Source organism: Psychrobacillus sp. INOP01, assembly GCF_018140925.1.
Lineage (GTDB): Bacteria > Bacillota > Bacilli > Bacillales_A > Planococcaceae > Psychrobacillus.
On record NZ_CP073315.1, the window covers coordinates 1,486,814 to 1,500,640 of the forward strand.

Consider the following 13,827-nt stretch of genomic DNA (forward strand, 5'->3'; position numbering starts at 1 on the left):
GAATCATGAAGCAATCATTTACTTTTTGCTGAATCAGCAAGGCCACGTCCAATTACATTAGCAGATACCGGCTTCTCTCCTAATTCCCTTGCCCAAATGGATAATTGTCCGATATGGTGTATCTCATGTGCAATTACATGTCGAACAACTTCACCCCAAGTATCCTGTTCAATCCTTCCATCTGATAACGTATCGTAAAGTATGCGACTTTCCATAGCATCATTCCAGTCGTTCACAAAGGGTTCGACTTCCAATCGAAATTCAGCGTCTAATTGCCGTACTTTTTCAAGCGTATTATAATTTTCAAAACTCTCCTGAAAGTCGGGCTTATCTTGCAAAATGCGAATCCAACTCCATTCCACATCAACTATATGAAATAAAGTTTCTAGAATACTTCCTACTCCACCTGTACGTTTGCATAACAGATCTTTTTCACTTAATCTCTCACACCATTGATACCATTCTTCCCTAACCATCCAATTATACTGAAAAAACATTTTCACTAAGTTTCCTCCTAAAAATAGAAAAATATTCTTTTATCTTATAGACCTTTTTTATTCAACCATTATTTATGGAATAATAGATTGGACCAGATTCAATTTCATAATAGAGTTTTGGTGAAATCCAAACAAAGTCGATTGCCGCTCCAGGTATTTTCTCACTTATTACTAAAATTCTACAAATTCATTATTAATCCTTCTAATGCTCTAAATTTAGATTTGGTGTTATGTCGAATTGTATACATATATGTTGGTCAAGTACTATTTTGTTATAATTTTTCTCCACATATTTATTCACATTAAAAAACTAGTTATATCAATCTATCAACAGCTTTATCCACATTGTCCACAATTTTAAAAATATATTATCCACATAGATGTGTGTAATTTTTATACTATATATAGTTTTTCACTAAGTTACACACATGTTATCCACAAATTGTGCATAAGTACGAATGTTCTCTATTGACAACTCCTAAATTACATGTTAAAAAATCCTCTTTTCTTGTCGAAGAAAAGAGGATTTCACTTAGTTCCAACTATTTAATTCTAAACCTGGTCTACCATTCATCGACATATTACCTGTATGCCCTGCCGAATATTTAGAATTTCCTGCGGCTGCAATCATGGCAGCATTATCTGTACATAGCTTGATGGGTGGTACATAAAAAGGTATATTTTCTTTTGTAAATGCTTCCTCTAGTGAAGTACGAAGTCCTTTATTGGCAGCGACTCCACCTGCAGCAATGACCTGCTTCACTTTGAATTCACGTGCTGCACGAATAGTTTTTGTCGTTAACACTTCCACTACACTTTGCTGGAATCCTGCCGCTAGATGGTTCGGATTGATTTCTTCCCCACGTTGCTCGGCATTATGCTGATAATTGATAACCGCAGACTTTAATCCGCTAAAGCTAAAATCGTAAGACCCTTCCTCTAGCCATGCCCTTGGAAATTGCATTGCTTCGTCACTTTCGTTAGCAAGTTTATCGATATGTGGACCTCCTGGATACGGAAGATTCAATACTCGTGCTACTTTATCGTACGCTTCACCAGCAGCGTCATCTCTAGTCTCACCTATTAATTCGAACATTCCGTCTTCCTTCATTAATACAAGCTCTGTATGTCCTCCAGACACGACTAACGCAAGAAGTGGAAACTCCATCTTCTGAACGAGTGCATTTGCGTAGATATGACCAGCAATATGATGAACTCCAACAAGTGGCAGCCCATGTGCAAAAGCGAACGCTTTGGCTGCATTTATGCCTATTAAAAGTGCACCTACCAAACCTGGACCTTCTGTTACTGCAACTGCATCTATTTCCCGTGGTGTCATACCGGCTTGTTTTAATGCTTCTTCGATGACAATAGTAATTTGTTCCACATGATGTCTAGATGCAATTTCTGGCACTACTCCTCCAAATCGTTTATGACTTTCGATTTGTGAAGCGACTACATTGGAAATAATCTCATGTCCATTTTTCACAATCGATGCTGCTGTTTCATCACAGCTCGTTTCTATTCCTAATATATATTGATCTTTTATCATTTGAATTCCACCCACATTACAAGTGCATCCTCTCCGGTGTCTGAATAATAGTTTTTCCGTATGCCTCCGTCTTGAAAGTTAAGCTTATGATACAAGTTCTTCGCCACATCATTTGATACTCTAACTTCTAGCGTCATGAGCACTACATTCTGCTCCGTTACAACACGGATAGCTTCACGCATCAAGCCTTCTCCAATTTTGTTTCCACGCATTCGCTCGGCTACTGCCACATTAGTAATATGACTTTCATCCATCACTACCCACATGCCACAGTATCCAATTATTTCGTTCGCTTCTGTTTCAGCAATAAGATAGTGTGAATATAAATTTGTTGTCATTTCGTGCTCAAAGGCTTCTCTTGTCCACGGTGTGTCGAATGCCTCCTGTTCGATCAACAGTACTTGATCTATATCATCTAGCGTCATTTTGCGATATGTTATATTAGTTTCCATTTTTCTTCTGCTCTTTCATCCAGTTTGCCTCTGCTTCGGTAATACGCAAGTACTCTGGCACAACTGAATGCACTTCTAAAGGTTCCATTTTTTTCGCCATCTCTATTAATACAGCTGCATTTGGTAAATCTAAAGCGGCATTAACTCGTTGAACCTTTTCTCCTAGTACTTCTTTTATTTGATCCCAGTGAATTGTAACGTCCATGCCAACAAATAAAACAGGTTGTTTCAAATCTTCCAGAGTTGTCAGTAAATCTACTAAGGACATATGTGCTTCCTTTACTACTTCACCGTTCATATAAATTCCAGCAAATACATTGCCGCGACGTGCATCCATTATGGAGCATACAACCCCTTGGAAATACGGTGCATTCTCGGCAAGTACATGTAAGCTAGATACGGAATATATCGGTACATTTAATGTCCACGCGAGCGTTTTTCCAATCGTTACTCCAATTCGGACTCCCGTATAGGAACCCGGTCCTTTAGCTACGGCAATCGCCTCTATTTCACTTGGTTTGATATTTGCCTTTTCCATTAATTCCTCAATAGCTGGCATAGCACCAATCGAGTGAGTAATTTTCACCGAGGATTGAAACGAAGCAAGTACTTTTTCATCCTTTACAATAGCTACCGCAAGCGGTGTATGTGACGTATCTATTCCTAACCAAATCATCCAAAAAGCTCCTCACATAATTGTTCATATCGTTTGCCAAATGGCTCAAACGTAAATTTTCGTGCAGCCTCATCCAGTCGAAGAATCTGAATCGCCAGCCGTTCCGCTGGCAAATCCTCAGCTATTAAATGAGCCCATTCAATGATACTAACCGCATTTCCATAAAACAGCTCGTCCCATCCTAAATCCTCATCACTGTCCGCAAGTCGGTAGACATCTAAATGATTTAACGGAAGTCTGCCCTCATATTGTTTTAATATAGTAAACGTCGGGCTGTTCACATTGCGTGTAATTCCTAGCCCCTTCGCCACACTTTTTGTGAATGTCGTTTTACCTGCTCCTAGATCGCCTTCTAACGTCAGTACATCACCGGCATGTAAGCGAGCTGCCAATTGCTCAGCAAGAGCCTTTGTTTCTTGCTCCGAATTAATCATTCGTTCATATTTCATCGGTCGCATTCCTTTCCAGTTACATCTCTAATGCTTCTATTATAAAGAAATATATCGAATATTGTAAGTGTGGGGTCTTTAAGGCAACTTAGCGCAATAAAAAAAGGCCATTGCATAGTGCATTAGCCTTTACTTTCAATGACTTTATGAACCTGCTTAACGGAAAAACCAGTAAGTTCCGTCATTGTTCTTTAAAAAAAAGATCATTTCGCATCTGCTGCAAAATGATCTTTCAATTATTGGACTAATCGTATGATCTTCTCAACAGCTCGCTCTCCAGCTAATGCCCATTTGCTTTGGTTGGCAATATGCCCATCCTTATCAACAGGATCTTGGAATTGATTGAAGCCTGTTGATGTGAGTAGCGAATTCTCATCCTCGTCTAAGCCTACATTGACTACATGCTTGATGACATATGGGGTTTGAAATTTAATTTGGGCATCGTAATTATCTAACTCTCCCTCCACCACTTCGAATGGAAGTCGCAAGTAGATTGTTTCCCCTTCATCTCGCCACAGTACATTGTCAAAACTGCCCTTGTGGTAATCCCAATTTCCACCTATCGTGTAGCCAAGGCTATCTATTCTACTTCTTAAATCACCAAAACCAATTTCTTTACCTTCCAACTTTGTTTGTAATTGCAGCAAGAAAATTCACTCCTCGTTCGAATCTTCCTACTATCATTTCCAAGAATCGTCTGAAAAATACTAGCCTCTCATTAATCGGTCTACTAGTTTTTTGAAGAAACCATCCTCAATCTCCATTTCCTCTACTTTTTGCACTATTAAATCAGAGAGCAATTCATAGCCTGCCTCACCAAAATGCAGACCATCATTCTTCTCGCCGACTAAAAGCTCCTTGTAGTTTGGCTGAGAATAAAAAACGTGAAAGAAATCGATAAAATAACTATCTGTTTCTTCGGCAACCTCCTGAACAGCCAAGGCATATTGCTCCATTCGCTCATTCGTTCTATTGGGCTGAAGAGACTCATCAACAGGAGCGGGGCTTATCAATATCGTCTTTTCTGGACCTATCTGCTTGGCAAATAAAGAAATATTACGCTTAAACGTATCTAAATCTACAAATTTATGAGTTGCCGAATCATTTGCTCCAAATAATACCGTAACCGCATCAGGTCGTTTAGATAGGACATCTTTATTGAAACGAAACATCGCTTGCTCCGTTGTATTTCCAGATACTCCTGCATTGATAAATTCATAATTAGGCAATTTTGACGTCAATTTATGAGTTAATATTGGCGATGGATGACCCTCTTTTCTAGCAGTGATACTATCACCAAAACAAATTATTTCCAACATATAACAAAACTCCTTTTAAAAATATGTAATATAATTGAAACACACTATACGTTTATAATTACCCAAAAACGGATAAACAAACATAGATATTATGTTTTGGAGGAAGTTTTATGGCTAACAAGCGCTTAACATGGGTCGATGTAACAAAAGGATTTTTAATGATATTAGTTGTTATCGGACATTATCCAGGTGAATTGGATTTCCCATTCATCACTTATATATACTGGTTTCATATGCCAGCTTTTTTCTTATTGAGTGGATTATTTTTTAAAGAATTAAAAGAAGATCAAGACACAAAAGTCCCTATTAAAAAAAGATTCCTACAGCTAATAGTTCCTTATTTGTTTTTCCTAGTAGCTATTACAACTGTTCGATACGGTATGGAGCTTGCGGGTGGTAATTTTGATATAACCTGGTACTTGCAAGATTTATGGAAGCTAGTAATTGCAGGCCGGTTTGCACGTGGTGCTTATGGAGTTTTCTGGTTCATAACGACATTATTCTTTACTTATTTATTATTCATAATGATGACAAAGTATTTAAGTCGCGCCAAACAAATTGGATTACTCATTGTCTTTTATATTGTTGCTCATTTAGAAAGTATTTTCGCAATGCAATATATTAGCGGGGCTCCAGACGAAGCATCACAAACAATTCCTATGCTTTGGAACCTAGATGTGGTTCTAATGGCGATCGTCTATTTTTCTCTTGGTTATTACGCTAAAACGATTTGGATGAACATTACAAGACCATGGCTGATAGGTGCCCTAATCGTTGCAATCACAGCAATAATAACAGATAAACTAGGTTTTATTGATTATCACCTTAGTATGAAGTTCCTACGATACGAACATTTACTGCTCGACCTAGTCATTCCGATTGCGTTTATAATCGTTATTCTCGGTCTGTTTCAAAGAATTACTACTATTCTATCACTAGACTGGTTAGCTAAAATCGAAAAGCATTCGATTGCTATTATGTATTTGCATATTTTCACCGATATTATCCTAAACGATTTTTTCCAATATGGCATAATTGGCTTTACCGCTCTAGGTTTAATCATACCAATTATAGCATCCATCACCATTCAAAAAATGATTCCATATGGAAAGTTCTTCTTAGGAGATATCCGAGCGAAAAAACCGATTCAAATCTAATAAAAGCCCTAACAGAGAAAAAATATTGCTCTGGTAGGGCTTTTATTATTAGAAAAAATTGCGTGAGAAAGCATGCAGATCTGAAATCGCAAGTTAGCTATCCCGAATCGCAAATTAAAGCTGTTAAATCGCAATAGAACAAATAAAATAGAACGTAAGTTCCCTTTTGTGTTATAATAAGTTGGTAATTACATAGCAGGGTGGGCGGCTGGTCACTTTTCCTTAAGGAGGTGTTGCCATGACAACATACCAGATGATGAGTTTGTTGATCCAGCTTAGTGCTGTACTAATAGCAACCTTTTCCATCGTAGTGACCATTATCATTTTCTTTGTAAAAAAGAAATAACCGTCCCCTGAGCTAAAGGTTTGACGGTTATTCTGACCTGGACCAACCGCTCTTTCTGCGGTCTGTAATTGCTGACTGGATATTCGCGTATCCAGTCTTTATAGTCTATGTTTCTATGTTCATTATATACAGAATGACTAGCGCATTCAACCTATATAGGTCTTTACAACTTTTGGCTTAGTGGAACACAATCGTCTTATTGCCTTCGACGATAATACGATTTTCTAAATGCCATTTGACTGCTTTTGCTAATACTCTACGTTCGATAGTACGACCAATTTTCTTTAACTCTACCACGTCATCACGATGATCCACTCGCTCTACGTCTTGTTCGATAATAGGACCTTCATCTAAATTGTTTGTTACATAATGAGAAGTAGCACCAATCAGCTTTACTCCACGTTCGTAAGCGCGCTCATATGGACCCGCTCCGATGAACGCCGGTAGAAATGAATGGTGGATATTAATAATGCGATTTTCAAAATGCTCCACAAACTCTGGTGTTAATATTTGCATGTAACGAGCCAAAATTAGTAAGTCTACGTTGAATTGCTCCATCAATCGAATTTGTTCAGTTTCCACTTGTTTTCGAATATCTTTGTTTGCTGGTATACAATAATATGGAATGCCTAGAGCTTCGACAAATGGACGCGCGTCTTCATGATTGCTGATGACTACAACAATATCGGTATCCAAATCTCCGTTTTGCCATTCCCATAAAAGCTCCATTAAACAGTGTGGTTCCTTAGAAACATAAATTGCGGAACGTGTACGCTCATGCAAATAATTAAAACTATATTCCATATTATGCACTGCAGCAATTTGTTCAAAATCCTTTTCCATAAGCGAAGCCTTTTCGAGTAGACCTTCACAATGATAAGCAATTCGGATAAAAAATGTGCCGTTCTCTGGATTACTGGAGTACTGGCTAGACTCAATTATATTTGAATTATGTGTATGTAAAAATGTCGATAATACAGAAACGATTCCTGGTTTATCAGGACATTTTACTAGTAGGCGTCCGCGGTTTTGTAAATCGGTGTTTTGCTGTTGCGAATTGCTTTTTGCTTTTGTGTTGATTGACATATAAACAGCTCCCAATATTTAAATATTAATTTTCTTATTATGCAATATTCTATCCTTCTTCTCAACCCTTTAGCAAATTAAATGACTAAAGTGCTATATAATGGTTTCTACAATTTTATTTTGACTCAAATGGGGTGATTGAATGTATCACAAACTTATAAAAAAACTATTTAATTTGTTTTCGGGGGAATTGGCAGCAACAATAATCTTTGCAGGGGTATGGCTAATGTTTTTAAATATTCATGAATGGACAAAACCATACTTAACCTCTTTCGCTCCTTTATTTGCATTTCTATTACTAGAGTTTCTTTTATTACAAGGAAGTTATTATTGGTATTTGAAATGGAGAAAAGCTAAGCGGAGGGATTTCTCTATTCTACCCGAGTATCAACTAAAATTATTCCGTGGTCTGAAGAGAGTGAATTTATTTCTTCTAGGAGTTGGCTTTGTTCTCGTTATGTATGAATTGATAAGTTATCCAAAAGAATTCTATTGGTTTCTCTTTCTATATCTTTTTGCTCTAGCAGAGTATACCAATTATTATCATGTTCGATTGTCCTATCAAACGATGGAAGAGATGAAGGAGTTTAAGCGTCATAGAAAGTTTCGTAGATCTAAATTGGCAGAAGAGCTAAAATAAATAGAAGCTATCTCCCAATAACCTGGAGATAGCTTCTGCGTAAATTATTTTACAATGCTTTTTAAAATATTATCGATAATTTGTGTGTTTGCAATTGTACCAGTGTATAACCAGCTTTCATCTGGTGAGAACTCATATACATTTCCAGCTTTTACTGCAGGTACACTGTTCCATAAAGCATCACTTAAAGCAGCAGAACCACTTGTTGTATCACTGTTGATCAAGAATAAATGTTCTGCATCCAACTCAACCAATTTTTCTAAAGAGATTTCGCTCCAGTTACCAGTTGCACTTGCTGAGATTTCCTTCACTACTGCAGGTGTCTTCAACCCTAAATCACCATACATTACAGCACCACTAGATAAGTTTTCTCCTACTACGAAGAATTTCCCACCTACTAACCATACTGCTGCTACGGAAGGATTCCCAACTTCAGCTTCAATCGTTGCTTTTGCTTCTGCAGCTTTTGCATCATAATCTTCCAATGCCTTTTGAGCTTCTGCTTCTTTACCAAATACTTCCCCTACACGCTTTAGTTCATCGCGCCAATCGTTATTTACTTCTGTTCCAATTACATATGTTGGGGCAATTTTACTATACTGCTCGTATTTACCACCTTCCACCATGCTTGCTGAGTCCATAATGATCAAATCTGGTGCGTATTCTTGAACCGCTTCGAATGGCAGGTCATGAGGAATCATTGGTACGTCTTTTAAGTCATCCTGCAAGTATCCTTGAATGCTAGCTCCGTCATTTACACTCCATTGTGCAACAGGTGTTATTCCTAATGCGACCAAATTATCTTCTAGGTAGGAAGCTAGTACGCGTTCCGGGTTAGCTGGTACTACAACTTCATTGCCCATCGCATCTGTCAATGTACGAGTTTCACCTTCTTGTGAGTCAGTTGCTTTTTCTTCTGCTTGGTCTGTTGAAGACTGATCCTCTGTTGTTTCCTCGTCACCACAAGCTGCTAATGTTAAAGCCAAAGCACCTGCTCCTACTAATTGTAACCACTTATTTTTAACTAGTAAATTTTTCATGTTAATCTCCCTTTTTGTATGTTATACTTCCTTTATTGATAATGATTCTCGATTTCAATTAAAATGCAGAATCTTATATTTGTCAATAGGTATTTTTACGAATAATGGAGATAATGATACATATGAATACAAAATCAAAGAATTTTAAAAAAACTACGATAGATTTTAAAAATCCTTTTACTAGCTCCTTCGTCGTTATCATCGGCATTGTACTACTTGGACTTAGTGTTATAGTGTCCATCAATTTTGGAGCATCCGACTTAAGTTATCAAGATGTATGGAACGCTATTTTCCATTTTAATCAAGATAATTCATCACATGTAATTATTCGTGAACTTCGACTTCCTCGGGCAGTTGCTGCTATTTGTGTTGGTGCTGCATTGGCAGTATCTGGTGCAATAATGCAGGGGATGACACGGAACCCACTGGCCTCTCCCTCCATAATGGGTGTTACCTCGGGTTCGTCTTTTTTAATAGCCATTGCGCTTGCTGCTTTACCAGGTATAAGCTATTTGGGATTAATGATGTTCTCATTCGTTGGAGCTGGGCTTGGTGCTGCTTTAGTATTCGGAATTTCCGCTATGGCAAAGGGTGGAGTTACTCCTGTGAAATTAGCGCTGGTCGGCTCAGCCATCACTTCCCTACTAAGTTCCCTATCTACAGCTATCGGTATTAAGTTCAATGTATCGAAGGATATCAGCTACTGGTATGCTGGAGGTGTTTCTAGTATTCAGCCGCAACATATTTTATTTGCTATCCCATTTATTGTTGTAGGACTTATATTAGCGTTAATCCTGTCCCGATCTATCTCTGTGCTAAGTTTAGGAGAAGATGTCGCAAAAGGACTTGGCCAACGAACCGGTTATATACAATTTTTAGGAACAATTGCCGTTCTTCTTTTAACTGGAGCCGCAGTTTCTATTGCAGGTATGATTGGATTTGTGGGTCTTGTAATCCCTCACATCACTAGATTTTTAGTAGGAGTCGATTATCGTTGGATCATTCCTTGCTCTGCTATTTTAGGCGGACTATTATTGATAACTGCAGATATTGTTGGACGCATGGTAAATCCCCCGTTTGAAACACCCGTCAGTGCGATAACTGCGCTTATTGGTGTACCGTTCTTCCTCTATCTAGCACGTAAAGAGGGGAGAGGACTATGATGCCAAACACTTTATCTAAAAATGAGACAAAGTATAAATTTCTTATGGTGATTACCTTTGTTTTAATCATTATTGCCGTTCTTATAAGTATTAATGCAGGATATATGAAAATACCGATAGCTGATGTTATTGCCACATTATTTGGGAATGGCACTCCTCAAAATGAACTAACTATATTCGAGTTCCGTTTACCTCGAATATTCATGGCATTACTCGTTGGTTTGGGAATTTCTATATCAGGGGCTATTTTGCAAGGAATTTCTGGAAACCCACTTGCCGATCCTGGTATTCTAGGGATCAATGCCGGTGCAGGCTTTACAGTTGTGCTTTATATGTTCTTTTTCCAAGGGACTGTATTTATAACAGGTTGGCTGTCTATTTTCATCATGCCCTTCACTGCACTAATCGGTGGGTTTATTGCTGCGTTCCTAATTTACATTCTTTCCTGGAAAAATGGCAGAGTAACCCCAGTTCGGCTAATACTTGTCGGAATTGGTATTAATGCTGCATTTGGAGCAGGACTGACCATTTTTCAAATGAAGATGGAGCCTATTAACTTTATGAAAGCTATTGTTTGGCTATCTGGAAGTATTTGGGGGACAAATTGGACATTCGTGTGGACAATTGCTCTTTGGTTAGTTGTCCTAATTCCGATTGTTCTTTATAAATCTCGAGTATTAGATGTATTAAAGCTAGGTGATTCCATCGCTATAGGCGTCGGTGCCAATATTGAAAAAGAAAGGCGCTTCCTGCTTTTCATCTCCGTTGCTATAGCAGGTGTTTGTGTATCAGTTGGAGGAGGAATTACTTTTCTCGGTTTGATCGCCCCGCATATAGCTCGACGTTTGGTAGGTGCTTCCCATGTCAAATCATTACCTCTTTCAGCTTTGTTAGGAGCATTGTTATTATTACTTGCTGATACACTTGGTCGTGTCATTTTAGCACCGATGGAATTACCAGTTGGAATCGTTATCTCTGTTCTTGGTGCACCTTATTTTATTTACTTGCTCATAAAAACTACTTGAATTTAATTTCATTAAAGTATACTAAATAGTGAAATCAGACCAATGTTGATTTTTGCTTCAGGGGGACGCTTTCCGTGGGCACGGCTTCAATCAACGGAATCGACTTTTAAAAAAGCTAATAAAAATTGTGATATCTCACGTAAACATTCGTATTTTTAATTGAAACAAGTAATTATGAAATTGAATATAGCTAATTTCGAATAGTGGATCTAAAAAATCCAGATCAGCAAATAATTGCTGGTCTGGATTTTTGGTTTAATTGATTACTTTAATTTTTACTTCTTTGACTCCCCAAGCAATTGCATTTTCATATGAAGGGATGAATACATCAATTTTATTTCCTTTAATAGCTCCCCCAGTGTCACCAGCTATAGCTTCACCATAGCCTTCTACCCACACTTTTGTGCCTAGTGGAATTATACGTGGATCTACGGCAATTACTTTTTGATCGGGATTTGCTCGCAAATCAATTCCGTATGCCGTTGTTCCCGAACACCCCTCACAATAGGCTGTATAGGCTGTAGCGGTAACAATCATCTCTTCTCCGGAACTTGCCGGCTCTACAATAGAAGATGACACGGTCACTTTTGATTCTTCGGACACGTTAGTAGGTGGGGAACTTCTAGCTACAGTTGATGCAGCTGCCACCTTATTAACAGTCTCTGGGAATCTCTCCTCGCTAACATTTAATACATCACCAGGGAAGATTAAATCACCCTCAATATTATTCCATTCCAGCAGCGATTCCAATGAAATGCTGTGCTCAAGGGCAATCCGAAATAGATTATCACCCTTTTCCACCGTGTATGTCAAAGGCTCAAAAAGAAAATCATAGGCTAGTTCAAGATTTAATGCATCATCGAAAAGAATAAAATCCGTCTCGCTATCTGACGTATATATCTCATATCCTTCTCCACCGCTCGTGGCGGCTAGGTCAGCAGCATACGTTACTGAACTCATCGAAAAAGTAACAACTAAAATCATTAACATCGTTTTTGCTTTCAATACTAAATCCTCCTTACAAGCAATCTTTCAATCACTTTTAAATTTGACTAAGTATTGCCCAAAAACTTTCAAAAACAAACATTCGCACAAAATAAAAAGAAACCATCCTCCCAAACAATTAAAATCAGTTTGGAAAAATGGCGTTCAAAACACATAATTTACCATAAAAAATTACTCCAAAATTTTCAGTGTTATCTGCTGTCTACCCCACTCAATCGCCCCATCATAAGTAGGAATGAACACATCAATTCGATTTCCCTTTATCGCACCACCTGTATCTCCAGCGATCGCCTCTCCGTAACCTTCCACCCACACTTTAGTACCGAGTGGAATAACCGTCGGATCCACTGCAATCACTTTTTCCTCTGGATTCGATCTTAAATCAATACCGTAAGCAGTTATTCCAATACAGCCATAGCAGTAAGCAGTGTAGGCAGTTGCCTCCACTATCATTTCTTGTCCTGGTCCATCAGGCGGTATTAAATCTGGGTGCTTAACCAATTCAGTATCGCTACTTAACACTAGCTGGTCTTTTGGGTAGATTACATGATCTGACAATCCATTCCACTCCATTAGTAAATCAACTGAAATATTATAAGTAGCCGCAATATCATATAAGTTGTCCCCATCTATTACGGTATGTATAGAAGGATCTGGAAGAACTATAGAGCTATCCTCTAAGACAGGCATATCTTCCATATGTTCATTCGGTAAATTTACTTGGTTCAATAATGGTTCTACCGCACTTGCTGTAGAAATAGTTATACTTATAAATAATAATGTAAATATCGCAATTTTAATCTTCAATGTTATACCTCCAATGTACTTTTCAATAATCCCTTATATGTATTGCCCTTAAAATGAGTCATACAAACCTTTTTGCTTATAACTAACATTAGATAGCTATTATTAGCAAAGTTAATGGTCTACTATATTTCCTAATATCTGATTTTGTTGACTGTTTTAACGTGCATCTAAACAATTTTTTTATACGAGGGTTTATATGGAAATATCTTTTTTCGATATAGAAAATAATTTTTTGTCTCATAAAAAGAAGCTGCCAAAGATAATTGGCAGCTTCTTTTTTTCTATTTAGTTGAGTCAATTTCATAATGAATTAATTAGCACTTAAATCCGAACAAATTTGATTTCCACTCCAACGCCCTTTCATGTTTCGAAGCTAGCGTAGCGATGCAGAAACAGGCGGACGCTTTTCCGCGGGCACGGCTTCAATCTCCTCGTCACTGCGTTCCTGCGGGGCTTTCAACTCGTGCTGTTCCCGTTGAAGTCGCCGCCTTGCGCTCCTATCAACGAAATCCACTTTAAATAAACGGATAAATTAATATAATTCCACATAAATATTCGTTTTTTAGATTGAAATAAGTAATTATGAAATTGACTCAGTTTCATATTAATCATT

At 37.8% G+C, this 13,827-nt stretch carries 15 protein-coding genes; 4 read left to right on the forward strand and 11 right to left on the reverse strand.

Features of this window, described 5'->3' with window-relative positions:
• Positions 1-14 precede the first annotated feature (14 nt).
• From KD050_RS07450 to KD050_RS07480, 7 genes are all read right to left on the reverse strand, one after another.
• On the reverse strand, positions 15-503 hold the full coding sequence (locus KD050_RS07450) for a DinB family protein (protein WP_211895562.1): 489 nt from the start codon (positions 501-503) through the stop codon (positions 15-17).
• A gap of 526 nt (positions 504-1,029) precedes the next feature.
• Positions 1,030-2,049: a tRNA (adenosine(37)-N6)-threonylcarbamoyltransferase complex transferase subunit TsaD gene (gene tsaD / locus KD050_RS07455; protein WP_211895563.1), complete on the reverse strand. Its 1,020-nt coding sequence runs from the start codon at positions 2,047-2,049 to the stop codon at positions 1,030-1,032.
• Complete coding sequence (gene rimI / locus KD050_RS07460) at positions 2,046-2,501, reverse strand: ribosomal protein S18-alanine N-acetyltransferase (RefSeq protein ID WP_211895564.1); 456 nt, start codon at positions 2,499-2,501, stop codon at positions 2,046-2,048. Before rimI ends, tsaD begins: the two co-directional genes overlap by 4 nt.
• The gene (gene tsaB, locus KD050_RS07465) at positions 2,491-3,177 is read right to left on the reverse strand and encodes a tRNA (adenosine(37)-N6)-threonylcarbamoyltransferase complex dimerization subunit type 1 TsaB (protein WP_211895565.1); all 687 of its coding nucleotides are present in this window, start codon (positions 3,175-3,177) and stop codon (positions 2,491-2,493) included. The genes rimI and tsaB overlap by 11 nt, the downstream gene beginning before the upstream one ends.
• The gene (tsaE, locus tag KD050_RS07470) at positions 3,174-3,626 is read right to left on the reverse strand and encodes a tRNA (adenosine(37)-N6)-threonylcarbamoyltransferase complex ATPase subunit type 1 TsaE (RefSeq protein WP_211895566.1); all 453 of its coding nucleotides are present in this window, start codon (positions 3,624-3,626) and stop codon (positions 3,174-3,176) included. Before tsaE ends, tsaB begins: the two co-directional genes overlap by 4 nt.
• A gap of 236 nt (positions 3,627-3,862) precedes the next feature.
• The gene (locus KD050_RS07475) at positions 3,863-4,273 is read right to left on the reverse strand and encodes a YugN family protein (protein WP_211895567.1); all 411 of its coding nucleotides are present in this window, start codon (positions 4,271-4,273) and stop codon (positions 3,863-3,865) included.
• 60 nt (positions 4,274-4,333) lie between these two features.
• The gene (locus tag KD050_RS07480; RefSeq protein WP_211895568.1) at positions 4,334-4,945 is read right to left on the reverse strand and encodes an SGNH/GDSL hydrolase family protein; all 612 of its coding nucleotides are present in this window, start codon (positions 4,943-4,945) and stop codon (positions 4,334-4,336) included.
• A gap of 110 nt (positions 4,946-5,055) precedes the next feature.
• Here KD050_RS07480 and KD050_RS07485 point away from each other — a divergent pair, with 110 nt between their 5' ends.
• A complete protein-coding gene (locus tag KD050_RS07485) occupies positions 5,056-6,102 on the forward strand; it encodes an acyltransferase family protein (protein ID WP_211895569.1) in 1,047 nt (348 codons plus the stop codon).
• A gap of 523 nt (positions 6,103-6,625) precedes the next feature.
• Here KD050_RS07485 and purU read toward each other — a convergent pair.
• Positions 6,626-7,534, reverse strand: coding sequence for a formyltetrahydrofolate deformylase (purU, locus tag KD050_RS07490; protein WP_211895570.1), 909 nt, complete (start codon positions 7,532-7,534; stop codon positions 6,626-6,628).
• A gap of 142 nt (positions 7,535-7,676) precedes the next feature.
• Between purU and KD050_RS07495 the strand changes: the two genes are divergently transcribed.
• Entirely contained in the window at positions 7,677-8,174 is a 498-nt protein-coding gene (locus tag KD050_RS07495; protein ID WP_211895571.1) for a hypothetical protein, read from the forward strand.
• Positions 8,175-8,218: 44 nt separating this feature from the next.
• Here KD050_RS07495 and KD050_RS07500 read toward each other — a convergent pair whose 3' ends face one another.
• Complete coding sequence (locus KD050_RS07500) at positions 8,219-9,214, reverse strand: ABC transporter substrate-binding protein (protein WP_211895572.1); 996 nt, start codon at positions 9,212-9,214, stop codon at positions 8,219-8,221.
• Between the two features lie 122 nt (positions 9,215-9,336).
• Between KD050_RS07500 and KD050_RS07505 the strand changes: the two genes are divergently transcribed.
• Positions 9,337-10,377, forward strand: a complete 1,041-nt coding sequence (locus tag KD050_RS07505) for a FecCD family ABC transporter permease (protein WP_235753937.1) — start codon at positions 9,337-9,339, stop codon at positions 10,375-10,377.
• Positions 10,377-11,402 carry a FecCD family ABC transporter permease gene (locus tag KD050_RS07510; RefSeq protein WP_211896233.1) on the forward strand — a complete coding sequence of 342 codons (1,026 nt, stop codon included), beginning with the start codon at positions 10,377-10,379 and terminating at the stop codon, positions 11,400-11,402. Before KD050_RS07505 ends, KD050_RS07510 begins: the two co-directional genes overlap by 1 nt.
• Positions 11,403-11,657: 255 nt before the next feature.
• Here the strand turns inward: KD050_RS07510 and KD050_RS07515 are convergent, their stop codons facing one another.
• Positions 11,658-12,407, reverse strand: a complete 750-nt coding sequence (locus tag KD050_RS07515; protein WP_235753938.1) for a 3D domain-containing protein — start codon at positions 12,405-12,407, stop codon at positions 11,658-11,660.
• A gap of 171 nt (positions 12,408-12,578) precedes the next feature.
• Positions 12,579-13,214: a 3D domain-containing protein gene (locus tag KD050_RS21445; protein WP_305080241.1), complete on the reverse strand. Its 636-nt coding sequence runs from the start codon at positions 13,212-13,214 to the stop codon at positions 12,579-12,581.
• Positions 13,215-13,827 lie beyond the last annotated feature (613 nt).

Coding starts and splice junctions, on each gene's coding strand:
- tsaD (WP_211895563.1), bottom strand. CDS start 2,049: ATGATAAAAGATCAATATATATTAGGAATAGAAACGAGCTGTGATGAA.
- rimI (WP_211895564.1), bottom strand. CDS start 2,501: ATGGAAACTAATATAACATATCGCAAAATGACGCTAGATGATATAGAT.
- tsaB (WP_211895565.1), bottom strand. CDS start 3,177: ATGATTTGGTTAGGAATAGATACGTCACATACACCGCTTGCGGTAGCT.
- tsaE (WP_211895566.1), bottom strand. CDS start 3,626: ATGAAATATGAACGAATGATTAATTCGGAGCAAGAAACAAAGGCTCTT.
- KD050_RS07480 (WP_211895568.1), bottom strand. CDS start 4,945: ATGTTGGAAATAATTTGTTTTGGTGATAGTATCACTGCTAGAAAAGAG.
- KD050_RS07485 (WP_211895569.1), top strand. CDS start 5,056: ATGGCTAACAAGCGCTTAACATGGGTCGATGTAACAAAAGGATTTTTA.
- purU (WP_211895570.1), bottom strand. CDS start 7,534: ATGTCAATCAACACAAAAGCAAAAAGCAATTCGCAACAGCAAAACACC.
- KD050_RS07495 (WP_211895571.1), top strand. CDS start 7,677: ATGTATCACAAACTTATAAAAAAACTATTTAATTTGTTTTCGGGGGAA.
- KD050_RS07500 (WP_211895572.1), bottom strand. CDS start 9,214: ATGAAAAATTTACTAGTTAAAAATAAGTGGTTACAATTAGTAGGAGCA.
- KD050_RS07505 (WP_235753937.1), top strand. CDS start 9,337: ATGAATACAAAATCAAAGAATTTTAAAAAAACTACGATAGATTTTAAA.
- KD050_RS07510 (WP_211896233.1), top strand. CDS start 10,377: ATGCCAAACACTTTATCTAAAAATGAGACAAAGTATAAATTTCTTATG.